The sequence below is a fragment of the Serratia sp. CY47444 genome, from assembly GCF_052168635.1.
In the GTDB taxonomy this organism is placed as follows: Bacteria; Pseudomonadota; Gammaproteobacteria; order Enterobacterales; family Enterobacteriaceae; genus Serratia; species Serratia bockelmannii.
The window spans coordinates 88,757-113,236 of record NZ_JBJNMH010000017.1; the positions used below are offsets into that span (position 1 = coordinate 88,757).

28 protein-coding genes and 1 riboswitch are annotated in these 24,480 nt (G+C 62.3%); of the genes, 20 read left to right on the forward strand and 8 right to left on the reverse strand.

Annotation, left to right across the window (positions count from 1 at the left end; all coding sequences use genetic code 11):
• Window positions 1–2 precede the first annotated feature (2 nt).
• The 13 genes from ACJ8IL_RS19630 (at window position 3) to gutQ (ending at window position 12,491) form a co-directional block, all read left to right on the forward strand.
• Window positions 3–1,019 carry a Zn-dependent oxidoreductase gene (locus ACJ8IL_RS19630; protein ID WP_173888398.1) on the forward strand — a complete coding sequence of 339 codons (1,017 nt, stop codon included), beginning with the start codon at window positions 3–5 and terminating at the stop codon, window positions 1,017–1,019.
• 91 nt (window positions 1,020–1,110) lie between these two features.
• Complete coding sequence (locus ACJ8IL_RS19635; protein ID WP_025303869.1) at window positions 1,111–2,400, forward strand: MFS transporter; 1,290 nt, start codon at window positions 1,111–1,113, stop codon at window positions 2,398–2,400.
• Window positions 2,401–2,452: 52 nt separating this feature from the next.
• A complete protein-coding gene (locus ACJ8IL_RS19640; RefSeq protein ID WP_147824122.1) occupies window positions 2,453–3,958 on the forward strand; it encodes a mannitol dehydrogenase family protein in 1,506 nt (501 codons plus the stop codon).
• Window positions 3,939–5,270: an MFS transporter gene (locus ACJ8IL_RS19645; protein WP_442516773.1), complete on the forward strand. Its 1,332-nt coding sequence runs from the start codon at window positions 3,939–3,941 to the stop codon at window positions 5,268–5,270. The genes ACJ8IL_RS19640 and ACJ8IL_RS19645 overlap by 20 nt, the downstream gene beginning before the upstream one ends.
• A 98-nt stretch (window positions 5,271–5,368) precedes the next feature.
• Window positions 5,369–6,055, forward strand: coding sequence for a GntR family transcriptional regulator (locus ACJ8IL_RS19650; protein ID WP_025303872.1), 687 nt, complete (start codon window positions 5,369–5,371; stop codon window positions 6,053–6,055).
• 206 nt (window positions 6,056–6,261) lie between these two features.
• A complete protein-coding gene (fbaB, locus tag ACJ8IL_RS19655) occupies window positions 6,262–7,311 on the forward strand; it encodes a class I fructose-bisphosphate aldolase (RefSeq protein WP_025303873.1) in 1,050 nt (349 codons plus the stop codon).
• Between the two features lie 236 nt (window positions 7,312–7,547).
• Window positions 7,548–8,096, forward strand: coding sequence for a PTS glucitol/sorbitol transporter subunit IIC (gene srlA, locus ACJ8IL_RS19660; protein WP_004941528.1), 549 nt, complete (start codon window positions 7,548–7,550; stop codon window positions 8,094–8,096).
• A gap of 15 nt (window positions 8,097–8,111) precedes the next feature.
• Entirely contained in the window at window positions 8,112–9,092 is a 981-nt protein-coding gene (srlE, locus tag ACJ8IL_RS19665; protein ID WP_025303875.1) for a PTS glucitol/sorbitol transporter subunit IIB, read from the forward strand.
• A gap of 22 nt (window positions 9,093–9,114) precedes the next feature.
• A complete protein-coding gene (srlB, locus tag ACJ8IL_RS19670) occupies window positions 9,115–9,477 on the forward strand; it encodes a PTS glucitol/sorbitol transporter subunit IIA (protein ID WP_004941520.1) in 363 nt (120 codons plus the stop codon).
• A gap of 10 nt (window positions 9,478–9,487) precedes the next feature.
• Entirely contained in the window at window positions 9,488–10,267 is a 780-nt protein-coding gene (gene srlD / locus ACJ8IL_RS19675) for a sorbitol-6-phosphate dehydrogenase (protein ID WP_197836341.1), read from the forward strand.
• 46 nt (window positions 10,268–10,313) lie between these two features.
• Window positions 10,314–10,670 (forward strand): transcriptional regulator GutM, encoded by a 357-nt coding sequence (gene gutM / locus ACJ8IL_RS19680; RefSeq protein ID WP_442516774.1) that lies wholly within the window; start codon window positions 10,314–10,316, stop codon window positions 10,668–10,670.
• 83 nt (window positions 10,671–10,753) lie between these two features.
• The gene (srlR, locus tag ACJ8IL_RS19685; protein WP_025303878.1) at window positions 10,754–11,527 is read left to right on the forward strand and encodes a glucitol operon DNA-binding transcriptional repressor SrlR; all 774 of its coding nucleotides are present in this window, start codon (window positions 10,754–10,756) and stop codon (window positions 11,525–11,527) included.
• Complete coding sequence (gutQ, locus tag ACJ8IL_RS19690; protein ID WP_016926691.1) at window positions 11,520–12,491, forward strand: arabinose-5-phosphate isomerase GutQ; 972 nt, start codon at window positions 11,520–11,522, stop codon at window positions 12,489–12,491. Before srlR ends, gutQ begins: the two co-directional genes overlap by 8 nt.
• 39 nt (window positions 12,492–12,530) lie before the next feature.
• Here gutQ and ACJ8IL_RS19695 read toward each other — a convergent pair whose 3' ends face one another.
• From ACJ8IL_RS19695 to ACJ8IL_RS19710, 4 genes are all read right to left on the reverse strand, one after another.
• Window positions 12,531–12,989, reverse strand: coding sequence for an inhibitor of vertebrate lysozyme family protein (locus tag ACJ8IL_RS19695; protein WP_060434395.1), 459 nt, complete (start codon window positions 12,987–12,989; stop codon window positions 12,531–12,533).
• Between the two features lie 84 nt (window positions 12,990–13,073).
• A complete protein-coding gene (thiD, locus tag ACJ8IL_RS19700; RefSeq protein WP_025303881.1) occupies window positions 13,074–13,874 on the reverse strand; it encodes a bifunctional hydroxymethylpyrimidine kinase/phosphomethylpyrimidine kinase in 801 nt (266 codons plus the stop codon).
• Window positions 13,874–14,665, reverse strand: coding sequence for a hydroxyethylthiazole kinase (thiM, locus tag ACJ8IL_RS19705; RefSeq protein WP_442516775.1), 792 nt, complete (start codon window positions 14,663–14,665; stop codon window positions 13,874–13,876). The genes thiD and thiM overlap by 1 nt, the downstream gene beginning before the upstream one ends.
• Before the next feature lie 35 nt (window positions 14,666–14,700).
• Window positions 14,701–14,797, reverse strand: a riboswitch (TPP riboswitch).
• A 91-nt stretch (window positions 14,798–14,888) separates the two neighbouring features.
• A complete protein-coding gene (locus ACJ8IL_RS19710; protein WP_025303883.1) occupies window positions 14,889–15,503 on the reverse strand; it encodes a TetR/AcrR family transcriptional regulator in 615 nt (204 codons plus the stop codon).
• Between the two features lie 217 nt (window positions 15,504–15,720).
• Here ACJ8IL_RS19710 and ACJ8IL_RS19715 point away from each other — a divergent pair, with 217 nt between their 5' ends.
• The 5 genes from ACJ8IL_RS19715 to ACJ8IL_RS19735 all read left to right on the forward strand — a co-directional run bounded on the left by ACJ8IL_RS19715 (window position 15,721) and on the right by ACJ8IL_RS19735 (window position 20,279).
• Window positions 15,721–15,984, forward strand: coding sequence for a YtcA family lipoprotein (locus ACJ8IL_RS19715; RefSeq protein ID WP_060434389.1), 264 nt, complete (start codon window positions 15,721–15,723; stop codon window positions 15,982–15,984).
• A gap of 10 nt (window positions 15,985–15,994) precedes the next feature.
• Window positions 15,995–17,032, forward strand: coding sequence for a multidrug transporter subunit MdtN (gene mdtN, locus ACJ8IL_RS19720; protein WP_049204871.1), 1,038 nt, complete (start codon window positions 15,995–15,997; stop codon window positions 17,030–17,032).
• Window positions 17,022–19,001, forward strand: a complete 1,980-nt coding sequence (locus tag ACJ8IL_RS19725; RefSeq protein WP_406903632.1) for an FUSC family protein — start codon at window positions 17,022–17,024, stop codon at window positions 18,999–19,001. The genes mdtN and ACJ8IL_RS19725 overlap by 11 nt, the downstream gene beginning before the upstream one ends.
• A 70-nt stretch (window positions 19,002–19,071) precedes the next feature.
• On the forward strand, window positions 19,072–19,497 hold the full coding sequence (locus ACJ8IL_RS19730) for a GNAT family N-acetyltransferase (RefSeq protein WP_406903631.1): 426 nt from the start codon (window positions 19,072–19,074) through the stop codon (window positions 19,495–19,497).
• A 101-nt stretch (window positions 19,498–19,598) separates the two neighbouring features.
• The gene (locus ACJ8IL_RS19735; protein WP_337055692.1) at window positions 19,599–20,279 is read left to right on the forward strand and encodes a class I SAM-dependent methyltransferase; all 681 of its coding nucleotides are present in this window, start codon (window positions 19,599–19,601) and stop codon (window positions 20,277–20,279) included.
• Here the strand turns inward: ACJ8IL_RS19735 and ACJ8IL_RS19740 are convergent.
• Complete coding sequence (locus ACJ8IL_RS19740; RefSeq protein WP_442516776.1) at window positions 20,256–21,485, reverse strand: MFS transporter; 1,230 nt, start codon at window positions 21,483–21,485, stop codon at window positions 20,256–20,258. The genes ACJ8IL_RS19735 and ACJ8IL_RS19740 overlap by 24 nt on opposite strands.
• Window positions 21,486–21,580: 95 nt before the next feature.
• Here ACJ8IL_RS19740 and ACJ8IL_RS19745 point away from each other — a divergent pair, with 95 nt between their 5' ends.
• On the forward strand, window positions 21,581–22,030 hold the full coding sequence (locus tag ACJ8IL_RS19745) for a winged helix-turn-helix transcriptional regulator (RefSeq protein WP_060434485.1): 450 nt from the start codon (window positions 21,581–21,583) through the stop codon (window positions 22,028–22,030).
• Window positions 22,031–22,036: 6 nt separating this feature from the next.
• Here ACJ8IL_RS19745 and ACJ8IL_RS19750 read toward each other — a convergent pair whose 3' ends face one another.
• Genes ACJ8IL_RS19750 through ACJ8IL_RS19760 form a run of 3 tightly spaced genes read right to left on the reverse strand, consistent with a single transcriptional unit; the run spans window position 22,037 to window position 23,274 of the window.
• Window positions 22,037–22,297, reverse strand: coding sequence for a DUF1158 family protein (locus ACJ8IL_RS19750; RefSeq protein WP_060434382.1), 261 nt, complete (start codon window positions 22,295–22,297; stop codon window positions 22,037–22,039).
• 55 nt (window positions 22,298–22,352) lie between these two features.
• On the reverse strand, window positions 22,353–22,733 hold the full coding sequence (locus ACJ8IL_RS19755; RefSeq protein ID WP_033648952.1) for a putative T6SS immunity periplasmic lipoprotein: 381 nt from the start codon (window positions 22,731–22,733) through the stop codon (window positions 22,353–22,355).
• A 7-nt stretch (window positions 22,734–22,740) separates the two neighbouring features.
• Window positions 22,741–23,274: a type IV secretion protein Rhs gene (locus tag ACJ8IL_RS19760; protein ID WP_308370184.1), complete on the reverse strand. Its 534-nt coding sequence runs from the start codon at window positions 23,272–23,274 to the stop codon at window positions 22,741–22,743.
• A 273-nt stretch (window positions 23,275–23,547) separates the two neighbouring features.
• On the opposite strand from ACJ8IL_RS19760, the gene rluF reads away from it, so the two are divergent.
• A complete protein-coding gene (gene rluF / locus ACJ8IL_RS19765) occupies window positions 23,548–24,417 on the forward strand; it encodes a 23S rRNA pseudouridine(2604) synthase RluF (protein WP_025303889.1) in 870 nt (289 codons plus the stop codon).
• The last annotated feature ends 63 nt before the right edge of the window (window positions 24,418–24,480 follow it).

Sequence of the window (24,480 nt, forward strand, 5' to 3'; positions counted from 1 at the left end):
CCATGCGCAGCGTCGTGATCGAACAGCCCGGGCGCCTGGCGCTGCAGACGCGCGCGCTGCCGCAACCGGCGGCCGGCGAGGTGCGGGTCAAGGTGAAATTCGCCGGCATCTGCGGCTCCGACGTCCATATCTATCACGGCCATAACCCGTTCGCCCGCTACCCGCGGGTGATCGGCCACGAGTTCTTCGGCCTGATCGATGCTCTAGGCGAAGGCGTCGATCCGGCGCGCCTCGGCGAACGCGTCTCGGTAGACCCGGTGGTGAGCTGCGGCCACTGCTATCCCTGTTCGGTCGGCCGCCCCAACGTCTGCACCTCGCTGCAGGTGATCGGCGTGCACCGCGACGGCGGCTTCAGCGACTACGCCTGCGTGCCGGCACGCAACGCCTATCCGGTTCCGGCCGCCATCAGCGATCGCCACGCCGCGATGATCGAGCCCTTCAGCATCGCCGCCAACATTACCGCCCATCTGCAACCGCGCCCCGACGACATCGCGCTGATCTACGGCGCCGGGCCGATGGGGCTCACGGTGATCCAGACGCTGAAAGGCGTGTACGGCGTCAAGCAGGTGTGGGTCGTCGATCGCATCGCCGAACGGCTGGACATGGCACGCGCCAACGGTGCCGACGAAGTATTCAACAACGCCGAGGCCGCATTGCCGCAGGCGCTGCAGCAGCGCGGCGTTCAGCCGACGCTGATCGTCGATGCCGCCTGCCACCCCGCCATTTTGCCGGAGGCGATCGCGCTGGCTTCGCCGGCGGCGCGCATCGGCATCATGGGCTTTTCCGGCGACGCTTGCACCCTGACCCAGCAGAGCATCACCAGCAAGGAGCTGTCGATCTTCTCCTCGCGCCTGAACAGCGCGCGCTTCCCACAGGTGATCGCCTGGATGGCGGACGGCAAGCTAGACCCGCAGCGGCTACTCACCCACTGCGTGCCCGCCGGCGACGTCGAACGGGCAATGCAGATGTTCGAGCGGGATCAGCGCACCTGCTGCAAGGTACTGCTGCAGTTCGAGTAACGTCACGGCAGCATCGGGGCATGGGGCGGCACCCGCCGCCCGTGCAAACAACGAAGCATCACGATTAAAACGACACCCAGTGGAGTGCTTTATGTTTAAAAACCTGCGTTGGACCATCGTGTTCCTGCTGTTCATGGTCTACATGATCAACTACCTCGATCGCGTGGCGCTGTCGATCACCGTGCCGATGATCGAACAGGATCTGATGCTGAACGCCGAACAGTTCGGCCTGATCTTCGGCAGCTTCTTCTTCGGCTACGCCATCTTCAACTTCGTCGGCGGGCTGGCGGTCGACCGCTTCGGCCCGACGCTGGTGCTGGGCGTGGCGGTCGGCCTGTGGTCCATCTTCTGCGGCATGACGGCGATCGCCACCGGCTTTTACTCAATGCTGATCCTGCGCGTCCTGTTCGGCATGGCCGAAGGGCCGATCTGCGCCTCGGCCAACAAGATGATCAACGGCTGGTTCCCGAAGAAACAGGCGGCGACCGCTATGGGCCTGCTCAGCGCCGGTTCACCGTTGGGCGGCGCGGTGGCCGGGCCGATCGTCGGCTATCTGGCGCTGGCGTTCGGCTGGCGGCCGGCGTTTATGATCATCTGCGCCATCGGCATCGTCTGGATGCTGGTGTGGTTCTTCGTGGTGGCGGATAACCCGGCGAAAAGCCAACGCGTCAGCAACGAAGAACGGGCGCTGATCGCACAGTTGAAACAGGAAAACCTCGGCGAGGAAAGCGCGCTGAGCGACGCCGCGCACGGGCTGGGTTACTACCTGAAGCAGCCGATCATTCTGGTCACCGCCTTCGCCTTCTTCTGCTACAACTACATCCTGTTCTTCTTCCTGAGCTGGTTCCCCTCGTATCTGGTGCAGGCGCACAACCTGAACATCAAAGAGATGAGCCTGACCACGATGATCCCGTGGATCGTCGGCTTCGTCGGGCTGGCGCTCGGGGGCTATATTTCCGACAAGATCTTCAACATCACCGGCAAATTGCTGCTGTCGCGCAAGATCGTGCTGGTCACCAGCCTGCTGGCGGCGGCGGTGTGCGTGGCGTTGGCAGGCACTGTCAGCAGCGTGGTGCCGGCGGTGATGCTGATGTCGGTGTCGATCTTCTTCCTTTACATCACCGGCGCTCTCTACTGGGCGATCATCCAGGACGTGGTGCATAAATCCCGGGTCGGCGGCGCCAGCGGGTTCATTCATTTGATCGGCAGCGTCTCCGGCATCATCGGGCCGATCGTCACCGGCTACATCGTGCAGAACACCGGCAAATTCGACAGCGCCTTTATGCTGGCGGGCGGCGTCGCCGCGCTGGGCGCGCTGCTGGTGCTGCTGGTGATCAAGGCGCCGCGCGCAACGGCGGGCGTGCAAATCTTAAAACCCTAACGCCAGACGGGGCGGCTTCGCCCCTTTGCTTACCTCTCCAGGGACATTGAACATGAGACTTTCCGACCACAGCGCGCTGCCGGCCGCCGTTATCCGGCCCGGCTACGCACGTGAGCGCGTGAAACCGCGCATGGCGCATATCGGCTTCGGCGCGTTTCACCGCGCGCACCAGGCGATGTACGCCGACAGGCTGGCCAGCGAGCACGGCAGTGACTGGGGTTACTGCGAAATCAGCATGCAGCACGGCCAGCAAAAGATCGCCGACCTACGGCAACAGGACCTGCTGTTCTCGGTGGCGGAGATGGACGACGACGGCTGGCGGGGCCGGGTCATCGGCGTGGTTCGCCAGGCGCTGCACTTGCAAACCGACGGGCTGGCGGCGGTGCTGGCGGCCCTGACACAGCCTGAGATCGCCATCGTCTCGCTGACCATCAGCGAAAAGGGCTATTGCTACCACCCCGCCAGCGGTCGGCTGATGGAGGAACACCCGGCGATCGCGCACGATATCGCCCACCCGGCACAGCCGCAGTCGGCGCCGGGGCTGCTGCTGGCGGCGCTGCGCCTGCGCCGTGAACGCGGGCTGCCGCCGTTCGCCGTGATGTCCTGCGATAACATGCCGGCTAACGGCCGGGTCACGCGCCAGGTGCTGGTCGAACTGGCGCAGCGGCAGGATCCGGCGTTGGCCGACTGGGTGCGTCAAGAGGTCGCCTTCCCTTCCACCATGGTGGATCGCATCGTGCCGGCGGTAACGCCGGAGGCCCGCCGACAGTTGCGCACCTGGCTGGGCGGCGTCGAGGATGACGTCAGCGTGGCCTGCGAGCCGTTCAGCCAGTGGGTCATTGAGGACCGATTTCCTCAGGGGCGCCCGGCCTGGGAAAAGGCCGGCGCCGAACTGGTGAGCGACGTGCTGCCGTATGAGGAGATGAAGCTGCGCATGCTGAACGGCAGCCATTCGTTCCTCGCCTACCTCGGCTACCTGGCCGGTTATCAGCACGTCGGCGACTGTATGCTGGATGCGGATTTTGTCCGCGCCGCCCGTCACCTGATGCTGGCGGAACAGGCGCCGACCCTGCAGGTGCCGAACGTCGATTTGGCGCAGTATGCCGACTCGCTGCTGCAGCGTTACCGCAACCGCGCGCTGAAGCACCGCACCGCGCAGATCGCCATGGACGGCACGCAGAAGCTGCCGCAACGGCTGCTGGACGCGATCCGCTGGCATCTGGCGCGCGGCAGCCGCTTCGACTGCCTGGCGCTGGGCGTCGCCGGCTGGATGCGCTACGTCGGCGGCCGCGATGAACAAGGCAAGCCGATCGCCATCAGCGACCCGCTGCGCGAGCGCCTCGCCGCGTTGGTCGCCGGCAGCGAGGAAGGCCGGCCCCGCGTCCTGGCGCTGCTGCAGCTCGACAGCGTCTTCGGCCACGATCTGCCCGATTCGCCTGACTTCGTCCGCGCCGTCAGCCACGCTTATCATCAACTGCTGAGCCAGGGGGCCAAAGCCGCCGTCGCCGCTCTGCCGCTTACCGACCGGGAGGTTTCCGATGACCGTCACCACGCATAACGCCGTCAATACCGGCAATCAACCGCTGCTGCGGCGCGTCGCCAGCGCTTCGGCCATCGGCACCGCCGCCGAATATTATGATTTCTTCGCTTACGGCACCGCCGCGGTGCTGTTCTTCGGCCAGCTGTTTTTCCCCAGCGCCGATCCGCTGATCAGCACGCTGGCGGCCTTCGCCACCTACGCGGTCGGTTTCCTGGCGCGCCCGCTGGGCGGCATCGTGTTCGGCCATATCGGCGACAAGGTCGGCCGCAAGAAGGCGCTGGTGATCACCATCCTGATCGTCGGCCTCGGCACCTTCTGCATCGGCCTGCTGCCCACCTATGAGCAGATCGGCATCTGGGCGCCGCTCGCGCTGATCTTTATCCGCGTGCTGCAGGGCTTCGGCGTCGGCGGCGAACAGGCAGGCGCGGTGCTGATGACCGCCGAATATGCGCCGCCGCCCCAGCGTGGCTTCTACGCCAGTTGGGTGCAGATCGGCGCGCCCGCCGGTTTCCTGCTGCCGTCCGGGCTGTTCGCGCTGCTGACCGCCGTGCTGTCACCGGCGCAGATGCTGGACTGGGGCTGGCGCATTCCGTTCCTGCTCAGCCTGCTGCTGGTGCTGGTCGGGCTGTTTATTCGCCTGAGGATCGACGAATCGCCGGTGTTTACCCAGATCCGCGCCACCAAAGCGGTGGAGAGCCGGCCGGTGGTGGAAGTGGCCCGCCGCTATCCCGGCCTTATCGGCAAAGGGGTATGTGCCAAGCTGATCGAAGCCTGCGCCTTCGCCATGTTCACGGTGATCGTATTGGCCTACGGCAAGGCCAACCACCTCAACGAAACCATTCTGCTGGAGGCGATGATCGTGGCGGTGCTGCTGGAGATTTTCGCCATTCCGCTGATGGGCCGCCTCTCCGATCGGCTGGGGCGCAAACCGGTTTACATCGCCGGCGCGCTGCTGCAGGTGGTGTGCATCGTGCCGTTCTTTATGGCGATCAACCTCGATAGCTTCTGGGTGACGCAGATCGCCATGATCGTGGTGCTGACCTTCGGCCACAGCATGTGCTACGCGCCGCAGGCCTCTTACTTCCCGGAGCTGTTCCCCACCCGCGTGCGCTGCAGCGGCATCGCGCTGATCTGGCAGATCGGCTCGCTGATCGGCAGCGGCATTCTCGGGCTGTTGGCGGTGAAGATCCTGCAGGTGACCGGCGGCCACTACTACGGGCTGGCGGGGTACATGATGGTGCTGGGCGTGGTGTCGGCCATCGGCCTGAGCCTGATGACGGAAACTGCGCCAGCGCGGCGCAAGCAGGAATATCAGGATTGGCATCACTGAGTTACCCTGCTCGGCGGGCGGATTTATCCCCCCGCCCTTAACCAATAATCTGCTAGTATGGTGGCATTCGAATTCCAGCCAGATGCCTGATTGTCGCCATGTCTGAAACGTACAGCCTCACCAACAACGTCCCGGTCAACCAACAGATCTATCGCTTCCTGCGCAAGGATATCGTCGACTGCACCATCCCCCCCGGCACCCTGCTGTCCGAGAAAGAGATTTCTACCCGCTTTTGCGTTTCGCGCCAGCCGGTGCGCGAAGCCTTCATCAAGCTGGCGGAGGCCGGCCTGGTGCAGATCCTGCCGCAGCGCGGCACCTTCGTGATGAAGATTTCCGCCAAGCGCGTGGCCGACGGGCGCTTTATCCGTCAGGCGGTGGAATGCGCCATCGTGCGCCGCGCGGCCGAGCGCGCCACCCCGGCGCAGCTGATGACGCTGGAGCATAATCTGCACCGCCAGGCGCTGGCGGCGCAGAACGGGCAAACGCGCGAGTTTTTGGCGCTGGACGACGAATTCCACCAACTGCTGACCCAGTTTGCCGACTGCCCGCTGGCGTGGGAGACCATCGAAACCATCAAGGCCACCATGGATCGAGTGCGTTTCCTCAGCCTGAGCGAAGTCTCGCCGCCAGAGAGCCTGATCAAGCAGCACTACCGCATCTACGAGGCGCTGAAAGCGCGCGACGCCGAGGCGGCGGAGCGCGCCATCCACGATCACCTGCAGGAGATGATCTACTCCATCACCCCGATCGCCCTGCAGAACACCGAGTGGTTCGAGATCGAATAATCAATCGCTTAGCGCGCCGGGGGCGATCGCCCCCGCGTATTTGGCCACGCCAATGGCATTTCCTCTCAATCGCATCTATTGTTTGTCCTTGCCGGATCAAGTTCGGTAGCATCGCTTTACAGCTTCAATCACCGCTTTTTTACTGCGCCGGTGGTCAAAAACCCTTGCATTGCCGGTGTATGAAGAAGCTTAATCGGGAGTGAATCATGACTGATATTGTGCAGTTGCTAGGAAAGGAAGCGGAAGATCTGCTGCAACACCGCTGTACCACTATCCCCGCCGAGAATCTCTACCTGCCGGGCGACGACTTCGTCGACCGCGTAATGATCGATAACAACCGCCCCAACAGCGTGCTGCGTTCGATGCAAACCCTGTTCAACCACGGCCGCCTGGCCGGCACCGGCTACCTGTCTATCCTGCCGGTCGATCAGGGCATAGAGCACTCCGCCGCCGCCTCGTTCGCCGCCAACCCGCTGTATTTCGATCCGAAGAACATCGTCGAGCTGGCGATTGAAGCTGGCTGTAACTGCGTCGCCTCCACCTACGGCGTGCTGGCGTCGGTATCGCGCCGCTACGCGCACAAGATCCCATTCCTGGTCAAACTCAACCACAACGAAACGCTGAGCTACCCGACCCAGTACGACCAGACCCTGTACGCCAGCGTCGAGCAGGCATTCAACATGGGCGCGGTGGCGGTCGGCGCCACCATTTACTTCGGCTCCGAGCAGTCGCGCCGCCAGATCGAAGAGATCTCGATCGCCTTCGAGCGCGCGCATGAGCTGGGCATGGTCACCGTGTTGTGGGCCTATCTGCGTAACCCGGCGTTCACCAAGGACGGCGTGGACTACCACTCCAGCGCCGATCTGACCGGCCAGGCTAACCACATCGCCGCCACCATCGGCGCCGACATCGTCAAACAGAAAATGGCGGAAAACAACGGCGGCTACCGTGCGGTGAAATTCGGCTATACCGACGATCGCGTCTACAACAAACTGACCACCGATCACCCGATCGATCTGGTGCGCTACCAGCTGGCCAACTGCTACATGGGCCGCGCTGGACTGATCAACTCCGGCGGCGCCGCCGGTGAGAACGACCTGCAGGAATCGGTGCGCACCGCGGTGATCAACAAACGCGCCGGCGGCATGGGCCTGATCCTGGGGCGCAAGGCGTTCAAGAAATCGATGAAAGACGGCGTGGCGCTGATCAACGCCGTGCAAGACGCCTACCTGGACAAGAAGGTCACCATCGCCTGATGTGACAGACCGCCTGTCCCAAAGCCCGGTTCGCCGGGCTTTTTTGTGCCCGTCCCCCTAAACCCGACGCCGTCAACCTTCTCTTTCTTTCACCTTAAACTTTCAAAATAAAATATTTATCTTTCAAATTGTGATCTATTTAAAACAAATAGCCCAACAAAGTGACTACTGTAAGGCCCATGGCGACAGAGCCGCCGTTCGCTCCAGGCCATATCAGTCCATTACAGGAGAACATAATGATTGAGCTAATCACCCACGGCGCCGAGTGGTTTATCGGCCTGTTTCAGAAAGGCGGTGAAGTGTTTGTCGGCATGGTGACCGGCATTTTACCTTTGTTGATCAGCCTGTTGGTTATCATGAACGCGCTGATCAAATTTGTTGGCCAGGAACGTATCGAACGATTGGCGCAGCGCTGCGCGGGCAACCCCGTTTCGCGTTATCTGCTGCTGCCGCTAATTGGCACCTTTGTCTTCTGCAACCCGATGACCCTCAGCCTGGGGCGCTTCATGCCGGAGAAATACAAGCCGAGCTACTACGCGGCGGCCTCCTACAGCTGCCACTCGATGAACGGCCTGTTTCCGCACATCAACCCCGGCGAACTGTTCGTTTATCTCGGCATCGCCAGCGGCCTGACCACCCTCGGTCTGCCGCTCGGCCCGCTGGCGGTGAGCTATTTCCTGGTGGGGCTGTTCACCAACTTCTTCCGCGGCTGGGTCACCGATCTGACCACCAGCCTGTTTGAACGCAAGATGGGCATCCGTCTGGATCGCCAGGTGCAACTTTAATTCGTGGAGTGCAGCATGAGTGCTTATATCCGTATTGAAAAAGGCGCCAGCGGCTGGGGCGGCCCCCTGGAATTGCCGATCGAACCCGGTAAAAAAGTGGTGTACATCACCGCCGGCACCCGACCTTCCATCGTCGATCGCCTCAGCGAATTGACCGGCTGGCCGGCCGTCGACGGCTTCAAAGAGGGCGAGCCGCCGGCGGAAGAGATCGGCGTGGCGGTGATAGACTGCGGCGGCACCCTGCGCTGCGGCCTGTACCCGAAACGCCGCATTCCGACAGTCAACATCCACGCCACCGGCCAGTCCGGCCCGCTGGCGCAGTTTATCCTCGAAGACATCTATGTCTCCGGCGTGCGCGACCACAACATCAGCCGAATCGAAGCGGCAGATAGCCAACCCGCCGCCGCCGTTGCAGCGCCGCCCAAGGCGCGCGACTACGACACCAGCAAGAAAATCACCGAGCAAAGCGACGGGCTGTTGGCGAAGGTCGGCATGGGCATGGGATCGGTGGTGGCGGTGTTCTTCCAGGCCGGGCGCGACACCATCGACACCGTGCTGAAGACCATCCTGCCGTTTATGGCGTTCGTCTCGGCCTTGATCGGCATCATCATGGCCTCCGGCCTCGGGGACTTTATCGCTCACGGCCTGACGCCGCTGGCCAATAGCCCGATCGGCCTGGTAACGCTGGCGCTGATCTGCTCATTCCCGCTGCTGTCGCCGTTCCTCGGCCCCGGCGCGGTCATCGCCCAGGTGATCGGCGTGCTGGTCGGGGTGCAGATCGGCCTCGGCCATATTCCGCCGCAGCTGGCGCTGCCCGCACTGTTCGCCATCAACGCGCAGGCCGCCTGCGACTTCATTCCGGTCGGCCTGTCGCTGGCGGAAGCCAAGCAGGACACCGTGCGAGTCGGCGTGCCTTCAGTGCTGGTCGGCCGCTTCCTGACCGGCGCGCCGACGGTGTTGATCGCCTGGGCCGCTTCGGCCTTCATTTATCAATAAGTTGATCCCTAGGGAGACATTTATGCACACCATTTTTCATACCACCATCACACAGATCGGCGGTTGCGCCCGCGACGCGTTGCTGGACAACATGCTGATCACTTTCCGTGAAGGCGCGCCGGCGGATATCGAAGAGTTCTGCTTCATCCACCGCCACGGTGCGACCGCCGGCGAGCTGCAGGTCGGCGGCGTGATGGAGCTGGCGCAGCAGCGCTACGCCATCACCGCCGTCGGCAGCGTCGCCACGCAGAATCTGCGCGAACTGGGCCACATCACCGTGCGCTTCGACGGCGAAGCCGAAGCCGAATTCCCCGGATCGATCCACGTATCCGGCCCGACGCCGACCGATATCCCGTTGGGCAGCACGCTGTCATTTATCGCATAAGGAGTAGACCATGTCTGAAGTAGCTGTAGTGATTGGCGGCGGCCAAACGTTAGGCGCCTTTTTGTCCCACGGGCTGGCGCAGGCCGGTTATCGGGTGGCGGTGGCCGATCTGAACGCCGACAATGCCAATCGGGTGGCACAGCAGATCAACGAAGCGTTTGGCGCAGGCAGCGCCTGCGGTTTTCAGGCCGACGCCACCGACGAGCAGAGCGTGATCGCGTTGGCAGCGGCGGTTGACCGGGCATTCGGCCAGACCAACCTGCTGGTGTACAGCGCCGGCATCGCCAAGGCGGCGCCGATCACCGACTTCCCGCTGGGCGACTTCGACCGCTCGCTGCAGGTGAACCTGGTGGGCTATTTCCTCTGCGCCCGCGAGTTCTCGCGCCTGATGATCCGCGACGGCATCGCTGGGCGCATCATTCAGATCAACTCCAAGTCCGGCAAGGTCGGCAGCAAGCACAACTCCGGCTACAGCGCCGCCAAGTTCGGCGGCGTGGGGCTGACGCAGTCGCTGGCGCTCGATCTGGCGGAGTACGGCATCACCGTGCATTCGCTGATGCTCGGCAACCTGCTGAAGTCGCCGATGTTCCAGTCGCTGCTGCCGCAATACGCGCAAAAACTGGGCATCGCACCGGACCAGGTGGAGCAGTACTACATCGACAAGGTGCCGCTGAAACGCGGTTGCGACTATCAGGACGTGCTGAACACCCTGCTGTTCTACGCCAGCGAGAAGGCCTCTTACTGCACCGGCCAGTCGATCAACATCACCGGCGGCCAGGTAATGTTCTGACGCCACCGACGCCCCCTCCCGCGGAAGGGGGCCTAAGGAGAACCCCATGACACAAGCTCTGATCGCCTCCGCACTGCTGGCCTGGCTGCTGCAAATCGCCTTCGGCTGGTGGCAACTGCAGCGCTTCAACCGCGCCTTCGACGGCCTGTGCCAACTGGGCGCCGTCGGCGTCGGCCGTTCCGGCGGCCGTTTCCGCCCGCGGGTGGTGCTGGCGCTGGCCTTCGATGCCGATCGGCGGGTGTGCGGCAGCCTGTTGCTACGCGGCCTGACCGTTTTCGCCCAGCCCCGCCCGCTGCCTCGATTACACGGTTTGCATCAGCGGGATTTGCGCCCGGATGTGATCTTCCCCGAGGATCGCGCATGCCAGTCTGCACTATCGTTAGCGATTGAACCCAAATCGTGATATTTTCACATTAAAAGGCATTACCTTTCATAGTGAATTATTCAGCGAGGGGAAATGCCCCACTCTTGTGAACGGGAATCGCGATGAAACCAAAGCAGCGGCAGGCCGCTATCCTTGAATATCTGCAGCGGCATGGCAAAACGGCAGTGGACGCCCTGGCCGAGCATTTCTCCACCACCGGCACCACCATCCGCAAGGATCTCACCCTGCTGGAAGACGAAGGCGAGGTGATCCGCACCTACGGCGGCGTGGTGCTCAGCCGCGACGACGGCGATCAGCCGATCGACCGCAAAACCCATATCAATACCGAGAAAAAGCGCCACATCGCCAGCGCCGCTGTGGCGCTGATCGCCGACGGGGACTCGCTGATCTTCGACGCCGGCAGCACGGTGCTGCAAATGGTACCGCACCTGGCGCAGTTCAATAACATCACGGTGATGACCAATAGCCTGACCATCGTCAACGCGCTGGTGGAGCTGGACAACGATCAGACCATCCTGATGCCAGGCGGCACCTACCGCAAAAAATCGGCCTCGTTCCACGGCAGCCTGGCCGAATCGGCGTTCCAGCAGTTCAGCTTCGACAAGCTGTTTATCGGCGCGGACGGCGTCGATCTCAACGCCGGCGTCACCACCTTCAACGAAGTGCACAACGTCAGCAAAGCGATGTGCGAAGCCGCCGGCCGCATTATTCTGTTGGTCGACTCCTCGAAATTCGGCCGTAAGAGCCCGAACGTGGTGTGCGAACTCAGCGCCGTCGACACGCTGATCACCGACCGAGACATCAACCCCGATTACCTCGCCGCCCTGCAGGCGAAAGGCATCAATATCCTTCTGGTAGGAGACCCCGATGAGTAACGCCAACGCCCTGCTCGCCTTCGCCCGCGAAACGCTGGAGATCGAGCTGACCGAAGCGCAGCGCCTGCTGGCGCGCCTGGACGACAACTTCGTCTGCGCCTGCGAACTGCTGCTGAACTGCCGTGGCAAAGCGGTGATTTCCGGCATCGGCAAGTCCGGCCATATCGGCAAGAAGATCGCCGCGTCGCTGGCCAGCACCGGCACGCCGTCGTTCTTCGTGCACCCGGCGGAGGCGCTGCACGGCGATCTCGGCATGATCGGCGCCGACGACGTGGTGGTGTTCATCTCCTACTCCGGCCGCGCCAAAGAGCTGGACCTGATCCTGCCGCTGCTGGCGGAGAACGGTATTCCGGTGATCGCCGTTACCGGCGGCAAAGAGTCGCCGCTGGCGCAGGCCGCGGCCTGCGTGTTGGATATCGGCGTCGAGCGAGAAGCCTGCCCAATGGGGCTGGCGCCCACCTCCAGCGCGGTCAACACCCTGATGATGGGCGATGCCCTGGCGATGGCGCTGATGCGCCAGCGCGGTTTCAACGCGGAAGACTTCGCCCGCTCGCACCCGGGCGGCAGTCTGGGCGCGCGCCTGCTGAACCGCGTGCATCACCTGATGCGCACCGGCGATCGCCTGCCGCGCGTGAGCGAAAGCGCCAACGTGATGGAAGCGATGCTGGAACTGAGCCGCACCGGGCTCGGGTTGGTGGCGGTCTGCGACGCGCAGCAGCGGGTGGTGGGCGTATTTACCGACGGCGACCTGCGCCGCTGGCTGGTGAAGGGCAACAGCCTGCAGGATCCGCTCAGCCCGGCGATCACCCGCCCCGGCTATCGGCTGCCGGAGCAGTGGCGCGCCGGCGAGGCGCTGGAAGCGCTGCACGAACAGCACATCAGCGCGGCCCCGGTGGTCGATATGGACGGTGTGTTGGTGGGGGCGCTCAACCTGCACGATCTGCATCAGGCCGGCATCGGCTGATCAACGCCGGGGGCGCCATCACAGGCGCCCCCGGTCAGATCATTTCCAATCGGGATTGTTCTCGAACTGCTGCTTCAGCAGCGCTTTCATGTCGTCATTCGGCTTGCCTAGCCACTGGTACTTGGCGTATTTCTTCGGATGATCGACGGCTTCCGGCCGATCTTCCACCGCGACCCGCACGCCCCAGGCCTGAGATTTATCCGCGCTGAACGCCACGATCAAAAAGTTGTTGCCGCAGTCGTGCGGCTTGCACAGGTTGCCGACCAGATACTCTTTGCCCTTCCAGCTCAGGTTCTGCGCCGGCGTAGAGGTGCCGACGCCCTTGCGCGCCCAGCCCGGCATCCGCGCCTGGCCTTTCACCATGTTTTGCCAGCTGGCCTGATACCCCGGCTGCTGAATTAAATCCGACGTGGTGACGATCTGCTGGGCAAAGCTGCCCGCGCTGAAGCTGAGCAGTGCGCCGAAGAGGGCGCAACGCAGCGCCTGGTGTCCCGTCATAGTCCTTCTCCCTAGGTTAAATCAGGTTTCGCCCGTCAAACCGGGCCTGAACTAGTCAGACCACGGTTGCGGCAAAAAGTTGACTCACCACCAGGCGTGAAAATGATGCACCGGCCCGATGCCGTGCCCCACTTCCAGGGTGTCCGCCTGTTGCAGCGCGTGTTGCAGGTAGTCCTTGGCGGCGGCCACCGTGGCCGCCCAGTCGGCATGGCGCGGGCGCAGCGCCGCCAGCGCGGCCGAGAGCGTGCAACCGGTGCCGTGGGTGTGGCGGGTGGCGACGCGCGGCGCGGTAAAGCGCTGCTCGCCTTCTGCGGTAAACAGCCAGTCCGGGCTCTCACTTTCGCTCAGGTGGCCGCCCTTCATCAGCACCGCCCGGCAGCCCATCGCCAGCAGCGCCCGCCCCTGCTCACGCATCTGCGCTTCATCTTCCGCCGGCGCGCACGCCAGCAGCGCCGCCGCTTCTGGCAGGTTCGGCGTAATGATCGACACCAGCGGCAACAGCTCGCGCCGAATAGACGCCACCGCCTCCGGCGCCAGCAACGGATCGCCGCTTTTCGCCAGCATCACGGTGTCCAGCACCACGAATTCCGGCCGGTAATGGCGCAGCCGTTCGGCCACCGCCTGCACGATGTCAGCGTTGGCCAGCATGCCGATCTTGACGCTGTCGATGCGCACGTCGCTGAATACCGAGTCCAGCTGCGCGGCGACGAACGCCGGATCGATGTAATACACCGACTGCACGCCGCGGGTATTCTGCGCCACCAGCGCGGTGATCACCGAGGTGCCGTAGGCGCCAAGCGCCGAGAAGGCCTTCAGATCGGCCTGAATGCCGGCGCCGCCGCTGGGATCGGTGCCGGCGATGGTCAGCGCGTTAATGCGTTTCATCACAGATCCTCCCCGCGCAGTTGATACAGCGCGTCGAGGAACGCCGGCGTAAAGCTGCCCGGCCCGGCGGCCTGCCTGGCCGCGAGGCCGCCGCAGTGGGACATCACCCGGCAAGCCGTCGCCACGTTGTCCAGGCGATCGCCCGGCTGGGCGCAAAACGCCGCCGCCACCGCCGACAGCGCGCAGCCGGTGCCCACCACCCGCGTCATCAGCGGGGAACCGCCTTCGATCGCCCAATCGCGCTGGCCGTCGGTGACGTAATCCACCGCGCCGGTGACCGCCACCACCGCGCCGCTGCGCCGCGCCAGCTCACGCGCGGCGGGCAATGCCGCCAAGGAATCGTCGCCGCTGTCCACGCCGCGGCCGCTGGCCAGCAACCCACTGAGCGCCATGATTTCCGAAGCGTTGCCGCGTATCGCCGCCGGTTTCTCGTCCAGCAGCTGTTTGGCGAAGGCGGTGCGGTAGGAGAGCGCACCGACCGCCACCGGATCCAGCGTCCAGGGCTTGCCGGCCCGATTGGCGGCGGCCACCGCCGCCCGCATCGATTCGGCACGCAGCGCGTTGAGGGTGCCGACGTTGATCAGCAGGCCGTCGGCCAGCGCGCTGAACTGCGCCGCCTCTTGCGGCTCCACCACCATCGCCGGGGAAGCGCCGAGCGCCAGCAACACGTTGGCGGTCAGCGATTGCACCACTTCGTTAGTCAGGCAGTGGATCAGCGGAGGCCGCTGTTGGAATTGGGTCAGACAGGCCGCGGCGCGCGCGCCGGGTAGTGCATCAGGTCGAGCGATCATATTCCTCCCAACCGGCGTTCAAGAAGGCGGCGCCGGCTGGGCGGCCGTGACTTCCCTACGCTGGCATTATCCAGATCAGGTAATACGGGTATTTCTCAGCCTTCACGCAGAAGGGCACCCCGAGTCATGAAAATCAATAGGTTGTGATCAACATTGCGTTAATCCCTGCAGGGGATCATGCCAGCGGCGGCGCGGACAAACAAGCGAATAAATTGACTCGCGCCTAAGCGATGTTTCCCTCTTTTCCCGCCAGGTACAGGCTCAGCACGCCGGGCAGCTCCGCCAGCGTGAACGCCACGCTCTGCGGCGCCGTCTTGAAGATATGGTGCAGCGTACCGGCCACCAGGCTTTGCAACAGCCGGGTTTGCTGCAGGATCTCCGCTTCGGCGGTCTCGGGGCGGCGCAGCTGCAACACGCTAGCGATCAGCGTCAGGAAGCTGGACTTTTCATCCGGCAGGTTCATTTCCCGCATCACCGGCAGGTAGTCGGCATGCTCACGCAGGTACTGCGCATAGGGTGAAAACAGCCGCTGGATCACCGCTTCAGCGGAGAGGCGCCGCCACTCATCGTCACTGGCCAACGCCATGTCGCGCACCAGCGCCTCAATCGACTCGGTATGCCGATCTGCCAGCGCCTTGATCACCGCGTGGCGATCGGGAAAAAAGTGATACATCGAACCGATGGAGGTTTTGGCGTGCTTGGCGAGCCGCTGCATGCTGAGCGCCGCCAGGCCGTCCTGCGCCACGATCGCCGCCGCCGAATCCAGAATGGTTTGTACGCGTTGCCGCCCTCTTTCCTGCTGTGGCTCTCGCCCGGTGATGTTTTCGTCGATTTGCATATTCGTTTCTGCCCGCTGTCATCAACGCATTATACCCATTTGCCGCTACGAAGGCAGGGCGACACAAAAAACTAGATTAATCCCTCTAGTTTAGAGTAGAGTATTTATTCTAGTTTACCCTGACGCAAGCGTGGGGAAGACAAACAGTGACCTCACTCACTGAAAAAGAGTCATTTCATTCGGCCCGTCGCCCAAGCCAATCGTCAGAGAATGCCCTATGCCCGACAAAAAACTGCTTATCACCTGCCTGACCGCGCTGTTGCTCACCGGGTGCTCGCCGGCACCGTCGATAGTGGTGTTCGGCGCTTCGTTCCCCGACTGGCTGTTTTGCCTGTGCGGCGGCGTGGCGGGTATGGTGGCGCTCCACCTGCTGCTGCGCACCCCGGAAAAACGCGCCTGGCTGGCGCCGCAACTGCTGACGTATCCGGCGCTGACCGCGCTGATCGCCATGCTGATCTGGTTACTGGTTTTCCCCCACTGAGACTGACGCCATGACCCAACCACACACCCCAAACCGGCGCAGACTGCTGGTGCTTACCATCCTGGCGTTGACATTCATCGTGGCCGCCGTCGTCGTCTGGCGGGTGGAAAACGCCCCCAGTACCGACGATGCTTACGCCTATGCCGACACTATCGACGTGGTGCCGGAGGTGAACGGTCGCATCGTCGAGATGCCGATCCGCGACAACCAGGAAGTGCGGCAAGGCGATCTGCTGTTCCGCATCGATCCGCGCCCTTACCAGGACGCGCTGGCGGCCAGCGAAGCGCGCCTGATCACGCTGAATGAACAGATCAAGCTGACGCAGCGTTCGGTCAACGCACAGCAGTACAACGCCGAATCGATGAACGCCATCGTCAAACGCTCACAGGCGCTGGTGGCGCAGGCGACCGACACCCTTAACCGCCGGCAAAAGCTGCTCGGCAAGAACTACGTTTCGGCGGAAGAAGTGGAAACCGCCCGCACCTCCCAGCGCTCGGCGCAGGCGGAATTGCAGGCCGCATTGCTGCAGGCGAAACAGGCGGAAGCCGCCGTCAGCGGCGTCGAAGCCCTGGTCGCACAGCGCGCCGAAGTACAGGCCGACATCGCCATCGCCAAACTGAACCTGGAGTTCACCGAGGTGAGAGCGCCGTTCGACGGCCGCATCGCCTCCCTGAAAACCACCGTCGGCCAATATGCCTCCAGCGCCAAACCGGTGTTCACGCTGATCGACACCCGCCACTGGTACGTGGTCGCCAACTTCCGCGAAACCGACCTGAAAGGCGTGCATCCCGGCGTGCCGGCCACGCTGTATTTAATGAGCGACGCCGGCCAGACCTTCAGCGGCAAGGTGGAATCGATCAGCTACGGCGTGCAGCCCGACGACGGCGGCACCGTGCTGGGCGGGCTACCCAACGTGTCGCGCAACATCAACTGGGTACACGTGTCGCAGCGCTTCCCGGTCAAGATCGCGGTCGAGGCCCCCAACCCGGCGCTGTTCCGCGTGGGCGCTTCGGCGGTAGCCAAGCTGAACCTGCGCCATGAAGAATAAAACGATGTCTCGCGGCTGGCTGTCCCCGTTGATCGACGAGCTGCGCCCTTCGGACAGCCGCATCAACCTGATGATCCGTGCTCTGCTCTCCAGCGCGATCGCCATCGTGATCTCGCAGACGCTGCAGGTGCCGTGGCTGGCGCTGTCGCTGATCGCTGTCTTCTTTATCACGCAGTCCAATATCGTTATCACCCGCACGATCGGCATCCTGTTTTTCGTCAGCTCCACGCTGGCGATCGGCGCCGCTATCCTGGTACTGAAGTTCACCTACGACTACCCGATACTGCGCATCCTGCTCTCCAGCGCGCTGTTTTTCCTCAGCGTGTTCCTGATGCGGGTGACCAAGGTTGGGGTACTGTTCTTCCTGATGGCGCTGGTGGTGATCTACACGCAAAGCTTTGTCGATCTCACTCCGCAGGCGGAAGTGGTGATACGGCTGGTGCTGTGGGTATGGGTGGCGATCAATTACGCCATCCTGCTCACCCTGATCGTCAATACCCTGCTGCTGCCGGCCGAACCGCTGAAGCAGCTAAAGGGCCGGATGAACGCGGTGTTGGACGAAACCCGCGCTATGTTGGCCAATGGCGGCGAGACGCGCGATCTGAGCGCCATCTCGCAGCACGCCACCGAGCTGCATAAGCTGCTGCGCTTTTCGGTGATGCGCAGCGATCGCTGCCGCGCCAGCGAGCCCGCTTATCTGGCGCTGATCACCCTGGTGTTGCAGCTGAATATCCTGGCCTATCAGCTGCCGCCGGCTTTCGGCGCGGCCGCGCGTCAATTGGCGCAAGAGATAGACGCCGCCTGCCGCGCGCTGCAAACCGCGATCAGCCACGACAGCGCGCTGCGATTTTCCGTCGCGATCGCCGGCAGCGACGATCCGCAGGTGCCGGCGCCGCTCAATGAAATGGCCGGCCTCCTGCAGGTCTACACCAACCGCAGCGACTACGCCGACGCCCTGCAGGCCGCGCCACCGCCAAAAGTGCCCTTCTTTACCCCCGATGCCCTGACCAACCCGGTTTACATCCAGTTTTCGTTGAAAACGCTGCTGACCGTGCTGGTCGCCTACGTGTTTTATACCGCCGTCGATTGGCCCGGCATTCATACCATCATGCTGAGCTGCCTGATCGTGGCCCAGCCCAGCCTTGGCGCCACACAACGGCGGGCGCGGCTGCGTCTCGGCGGCGCGGCGATCGGCAGCCTGCTGGCGCTGATCTCGGTGGTGTGGATCATGCCTCAGCTCGACAGCCTCGTCGGCTTACTGCTGCTGACGCTGCCGGTGATCGCCCTCTCCGCCTGGATCGCCGCCGGCTCCGAGAAGATAAGCTATGCAGGGGTACAGATCCTGTTCACCTTTTCCCTGGCGCTGCTGGAAAGCTTTGGCCCGGTCACCGAGCTGACCGAGATCCGCGATCGCCTGATCGGCATCGTGCTGGGGGTAGGGTTCGCCACTTTCATTCACGCCACGCTGTGGCCGGAATACGAAGGGGAGTCGCTGCGGCAGCAGGTTGCCAACGTGCTGCGGGAACTGGCGCGCTTCCTCGGCGGCGAGAACACAAACGCCATCGGCATCTGGCAAAAGATCGAGGGCTGCGAAGCGGTGGTGGCCCGGGTGACGCTGGAGCCTACCTGGCAGTTGGCAGATGATAACCATGAAAGCTTCACCCGGCACATCCAACTGATCTTTAACCAGACGCGCAGCCTGTTGCTGACCAGCGAAAAGCTCAACACCTATCTGGCAGGCGGCGGCGCGGCGCTGTCCGTGCACGAACGCCAGGCGCTGATCGAGGTGCAACGCCAGGGCGGGCGCGTTCTCGCCGAGTATGCGGCGCAGCTTGCCAGCGCGCCGCAAGCGCTGCGGACGCCCGACTTTCATCCACCGCTGGCCGCCCTGCATGCCGACACCGTGCGCCATCTGGCTCAGGAGTTGAGCGACGGGCTCAATCGCCTGCCCGCCTGGGGCGACGCCTAGCATTTTCCGTTTGTGGCCGTGCACGCCCGGTGCAATGCGCTATAGTGAGCACAAACCACCGGGAGATGCCATGCAGATAAGACCCTACCAAGAGACCGATCGCCCCTTCCTGCGCACGCTGTACCTGGCGTCGCGCAAGGCGGCGTTCGGCTGGCGCGATACCTCAAACTATCAGTTGGAAGATTTCGACGGCGCGACGCTGGGCGAAGCGATTTGGGTGGCGGAAGACGGCGGCACGCTGCTGGGATTCGTCTCCGTCTACCGCGAAGACAACTTCATTCATAACCTGTATGTCGATCCCCATCAGCCGCCGCGCGGCGTCGGCAGTGCGCTACTGCAGGCAGCGCAAGCCACCTTCACCGCCACCGGCTCGCTGAAATGCCTGGTGAAGAATGAAAAGGCGCTGGCGTTCTACCGCAAACACGGTTGGCGCATCATCTCTACCGGCAACAACGGCGAAGAAGATTATTACCTGATGCATTCACCGGCCCGCTAACGCCGCCTTTCCCGTCACAGAACTCATTAATGATAATGGATTTCATTATCATTTAAGCATACCCTTCCTTGCCCCTCTCAATGAACTTGGCAAGGAAGGTTATGCAACATCAAACGGATACTCGCTTCCCCGATGCCGCAGCGGCGGATTACGATCGCCGTATCCTGACCCTGGTGCCCGGCTATCAGTTTGCCCAGGCTTTGCTGACGGCGACGCTCGCGCAGACGCTGCCGAATGACGCCACGCTGTTGCTGGCCGGCTGCGGCACCGGCAGCGAACTGTCGGCGCTGGCCGCCGCCAACGCCAGCTGGCGTTTCAGCGCCGTGGAACCCTCCACCGGCATGCTGGCGGCCGCGCGCGCCAAGGCCGAAGCCGCGGGTTACGCACAACGGGTGAGCTTCCAGCCCACCTTGCTGCAACAAGCGCCGCAAACCCGCCACGACGCGGCGGTGTGCTCATTGGTGCTGCACTTTATCGCCGACGATGGCGCCAAACTGGATTTCCTGCAGCAGTTGGCGCAGCGCCTCTCCCCCGCCGCACCGCTGCTGCTGTTCGACTATCAACCGGAGGGCCTGCCCGCCAGCCACTACCAACACTGGCTGCAAAGCGCCGGGCATTCGGCGGCGCAGGCGCAGGAAGTGATCGAACGCACCCGCCGCAACTGGCACCCGATGGCGGCGGCGCGCAGCCGTCTTCTTTTTGCGGAAAGCGGCTTCACTGCGCCTCAGCGGCTGTGTGGTGCGCTGGGCTTCCAGCTTTCACTGCTCCACCGCCGTCGCTGAGGGCGGCATCCCGCGCAGCGTCAGCCGCCAAAATAGCAGCGCGCTCAGGCTGACGCCCGCCCCCAGCCAACAGACGCCGCTCCACCCCGCCCAGGCGTACATATGGGTGCCGGCAAAGGCGCCCAGACCGCTGCCGACGGCGTAAAACAGCATATAGCAGCCCACCAGCCTGCTGTGCGACTGCGGGTGCGCGCTGAAGATCATGCTCTGGTTCAGCACGTGGATCGCCTGGCCCGCCAGATCCAGCAGCACGATGCCCGCCACCAGCCAAACCAGGCCGCTGCCGAGCAAACCAAGCGGCAGCCAGGCCAGCGTCAACAGCAGCAGACACACGCCGCTGGCCGCCTGCCCCAGCCCGCGATCCGCCAGATGCCCGGCGCGCACCGCCGCCAGTGCGCCCACCGCGCCGACCAGGCCGAACGCCCCCACCGCGGCATGGCTGAAGTTGAACGGCGCCTGGCTCAGCGGCAACACCAGCGAACTCCAAAAGAGGCTGAAAGCGCCGAACATCAGCAGCGCCAGCATGCCGCGAATTTGCAGCGTGCGGTCATGCAGCAACAGGCTCAGCATCGAACGCAGCAGCGCGGGATAACTCAGCGTGCTGGGTGCGGTGTGCGGCGCAGGCAGCAGCCGCGACAGGATCGGCAGCAATACCAGCGTCACTCCGGCAGAGAAGAAATACACCGTGCGCCAACCGCCAACGTCCGCCAGCGCGCCGGACAGAGTGCGCGCCAGCAGCAATCCTAGCACCACTCCGCCCTGCGCCGCACCAACCACCCGCCCGCGCTCCTGCGGCGCCGCCAGGGCTGCGGCGAAAGCGATCAGCCCCTGCGTCATGGCGGTGCCCAGTAGCCCCACCAACAACATCCCCGTCAGCAGCCAGGGCGCGCTGTGCGCCCAGCCCACCAGCAGCAGCGCACCGATCAACCCCAGCTGTTGCCCCGCCAGCAACCGATGCCGGTTCAACCGATCCCCCAGCGGCACCACCAACAGCAACGCCAGCGCGCAGCCCAACTGAGTCACGGTGATCACCATGCCAACCGCCGCCAGGCTGATGGAAAAATCATGGGCGATGGCGTCCAGCAACGGCTGCGCATAATAAACGTTGGCCACGCTGAAGGCGCTGGCGGCAGCCAGCAGCAGCACCAGGGTGGCCGGCAGGCGCCCTAGCGCCGCACAGGGGGGAGCCAGCAGTTTGTCGCTCATTACACACCTCAATCTGGTTTCATTATTAAACCCAATGAACTTTAGGCGCAGAGGTTTTATAATGCAACCAGAATGTGCAGCTGGAGATAACCGCCGTGAAACGTAAAAGCCTGGAAGACGCGCCGTGCCCGGTGGCGCGCACGCTGGATGTGATTGGCGACTGGTGGTCGCTGCTGATCGTGCGCGACGCCTTCGACGGCGTCACCCGCTTCAGCGAATTTCAAAAAGGGCTGGGGATGGCGAAGAACATCCTTGCCACCCGCCTGCGCGCCCTGGTGACGCACGGCGTGCTGGAGATCGTGCCCGCCGCAGACGGCAGCGCCTATCAGGAATATGTGCTGACCGAGAAAGGCCGCGGGCTGTTTCCGGTGATCGTCGGCCTGCGTCAGTGGGGGGAAGATCATCTGTTCGCCGAGGGAGAAGCGCACTCAACGCTGGTGGAAAGCGACAGCGGCCGCCCCGTCCCGCGCCTGACGCCGATCGGCAGCGCCGGGCAAACGCTCACCCCGCTGAATACCCGGGTGGTGAAGGTGGAGGAACGGTGATGAGAGTTAGTGGCGGTGCCCGCAGCTCACCCGCTGAAAAACCTGGCGGATAAAGAGCCATTCCAGACACCCGGCCAGCAGATAAACCGCGCCAAAAACGAGCGCACCAAACCATTCCGTACCGTTAAAATGGAAAAACCCACTGGCGTCAATCAGCCAAGCGGTTTGATTCTGGTTTAGCCTGGGTACAGGAAAAAGCTTTATTGTCAGCACAGCCAGCCCAACAACAGCCAATGCGTTAGCGAGCAACAGGGCAAGTTTTTTCATAGCCTTTCATTCTACAACCTAACGCAGTCCAACAAACTAAACCTAAGAACATGCGTTAATGGTTAACCCTCAGGTTGCCCCGTTCGTCGGAGACAACCATGAATGCGGCGGTAATCAAATGCGAACCTTCGGGTGTCTGTATATCGTAGGCGACGGAATAACGCTTCCCTGGCCGAAAAGCATAGTCGAATACCGGCATGCACCTCCCCGGCTCAACGAAGAAAACGTCATTATCGATAGCTTTAATGAGCTTATCGCCTGATTCGCTATAAATCTGAACGAAGCGAATATTATCCCCTGCCTTCATAGAAGAAAGAATGCAGACATGGTTATCTTTGGCAGTGACGACGGCGGGGAAGCGCGGAGTCAGCTTATCGCCAGGCCCCGGACAGCCGACCAGGAGGCAGGCCGTGAATAGAACCAAATATTTTTTCATGCTCCCCTCATCCCTTAATAATTTTTTGATAAAGTGCATGAATGTCACGCAAACTATCGGTTCCCCTGTACTTGCCCACTCGTCCAGGACGTTGATAATAACGCCACGTTTCAATACCATAAACCAACAGCAGCCAGTAATCAGCAAAAATCGAAGCTTGTTGCTCCAGCGAGTAATCAGTAATTTTATTCTTATCAAGATGATAGTTGTACTCAGCCGCCCAACTAAACAACCCACGCATTCTTACCCATTGTCCATGCTGATGCTGCCATACATGCCCCAACTCATGGATGAAAAGATGTTTTTCTTCTATCAGAACCGTGTTATCAGAAAAATCGTCTTTATAGAGTTCCCTCCGTAACCATAACTCGCCATTAGGTGCCATGGCATAACTTCTGTTTTGTAAGCCAAACGGGAAATAGCTATCACAGTGTATCCATACACGACCATATATAATTGAGCTTCCATATATATGGCGAGCCAATTTAATTTCCCCCATGGTCATACGTCGTAACGTCCCTTCCTCGGCTAATGCGTTCATTTATCCCTCCTTGAATTTATCAATATCCTAATGCTTTTCTAAAATGAATCTATACATGAACGCTTAAATGGTTTAATTTGGCACAATCCATTTATAACCTGAATAATTTGCAGAAAAATCCTCATCGATTTTCTATAATTAATTAAACGAAAAAAACATATTGCAAATACCTTTGTAGTAGCCGCGGTCAGGATACCCTTATCCAGCCCCCCTGCATGATTCGCTTCGCAGCGTCATCCGGGTAATGTATAGTCCGCGTTTTACGGAGATCCCATGCTGACTAACTCATCCATTCGTCTGAACAAATACATTAGCGAGAGTGGCATCTGCTCACGCCGCGACGCCGATCGATACATCGAACAGGGCAACGTTTTCATCAACGGTAAACGCGCCACCGTTGGCGCTCAGGTATTTGCCGGCGATGTGGTGAAGGTTAACGGTCAGCTGATCGAACCGCGCAATGAAGAAGATCTGGTGCTGATCGCGCTGAACAAACCGGTCGGCATCGTCACCACCACCGAAGACGGCGAGCGCGACAACATCGCCGACTTCGTCAACCACAGCAAACGCATCTTCCCGATCGGCCGTTTGGACAAGGATTCACAGGGGCTGATCTTTCTGACCAACCACGGTGACCTGGTCAACAAGATCCTGCGCGCCGGCAACAATCATGAGAAAGAGTATCTGGTGACGGTCAACAAGCCGGTGACCGACGAGTTTATTCGCGGCATGGGCGCCGGCGTGCCGATGCTGGGCACCGTGACCAAAAAGTGCAAGGTGAAGAAAGAGGCGCCGTTCGTGTTCCGCATCACGCTGGTCCAGGGGCTGAACCGCCAGATCCGCCGCATGTGCGAACACTTCGGCTATGAGGTCACCAAGCTGGAACGCACGCGCATCATGAACGTCAGCCTGAAAGGGTTGCCGCTGGGCGAGTGGCGCGATCTGACCGATGACGAGCTGATTGAGCTGTTCAAGCTGATTGAAGGCTCTTCGTCCGAGGCTAAACCGACGAAGAAAGCCCCGGCCAAATCTGCCCCTGCGAAAAAACCGAACGCCGGCGGGCCGAAAGGCGCCGACAAAGCCGCTGCGCCAGCCGGCCGCAAGCGCTTTACCCAGCCAGGGCGCAAGAAAAAAGGGCGTTAACGCCCTTTCTCCCTCGCTCAGCCCGCCTTTGCGCGGGCTTTTTCATCATAAAAGTCAGCCACA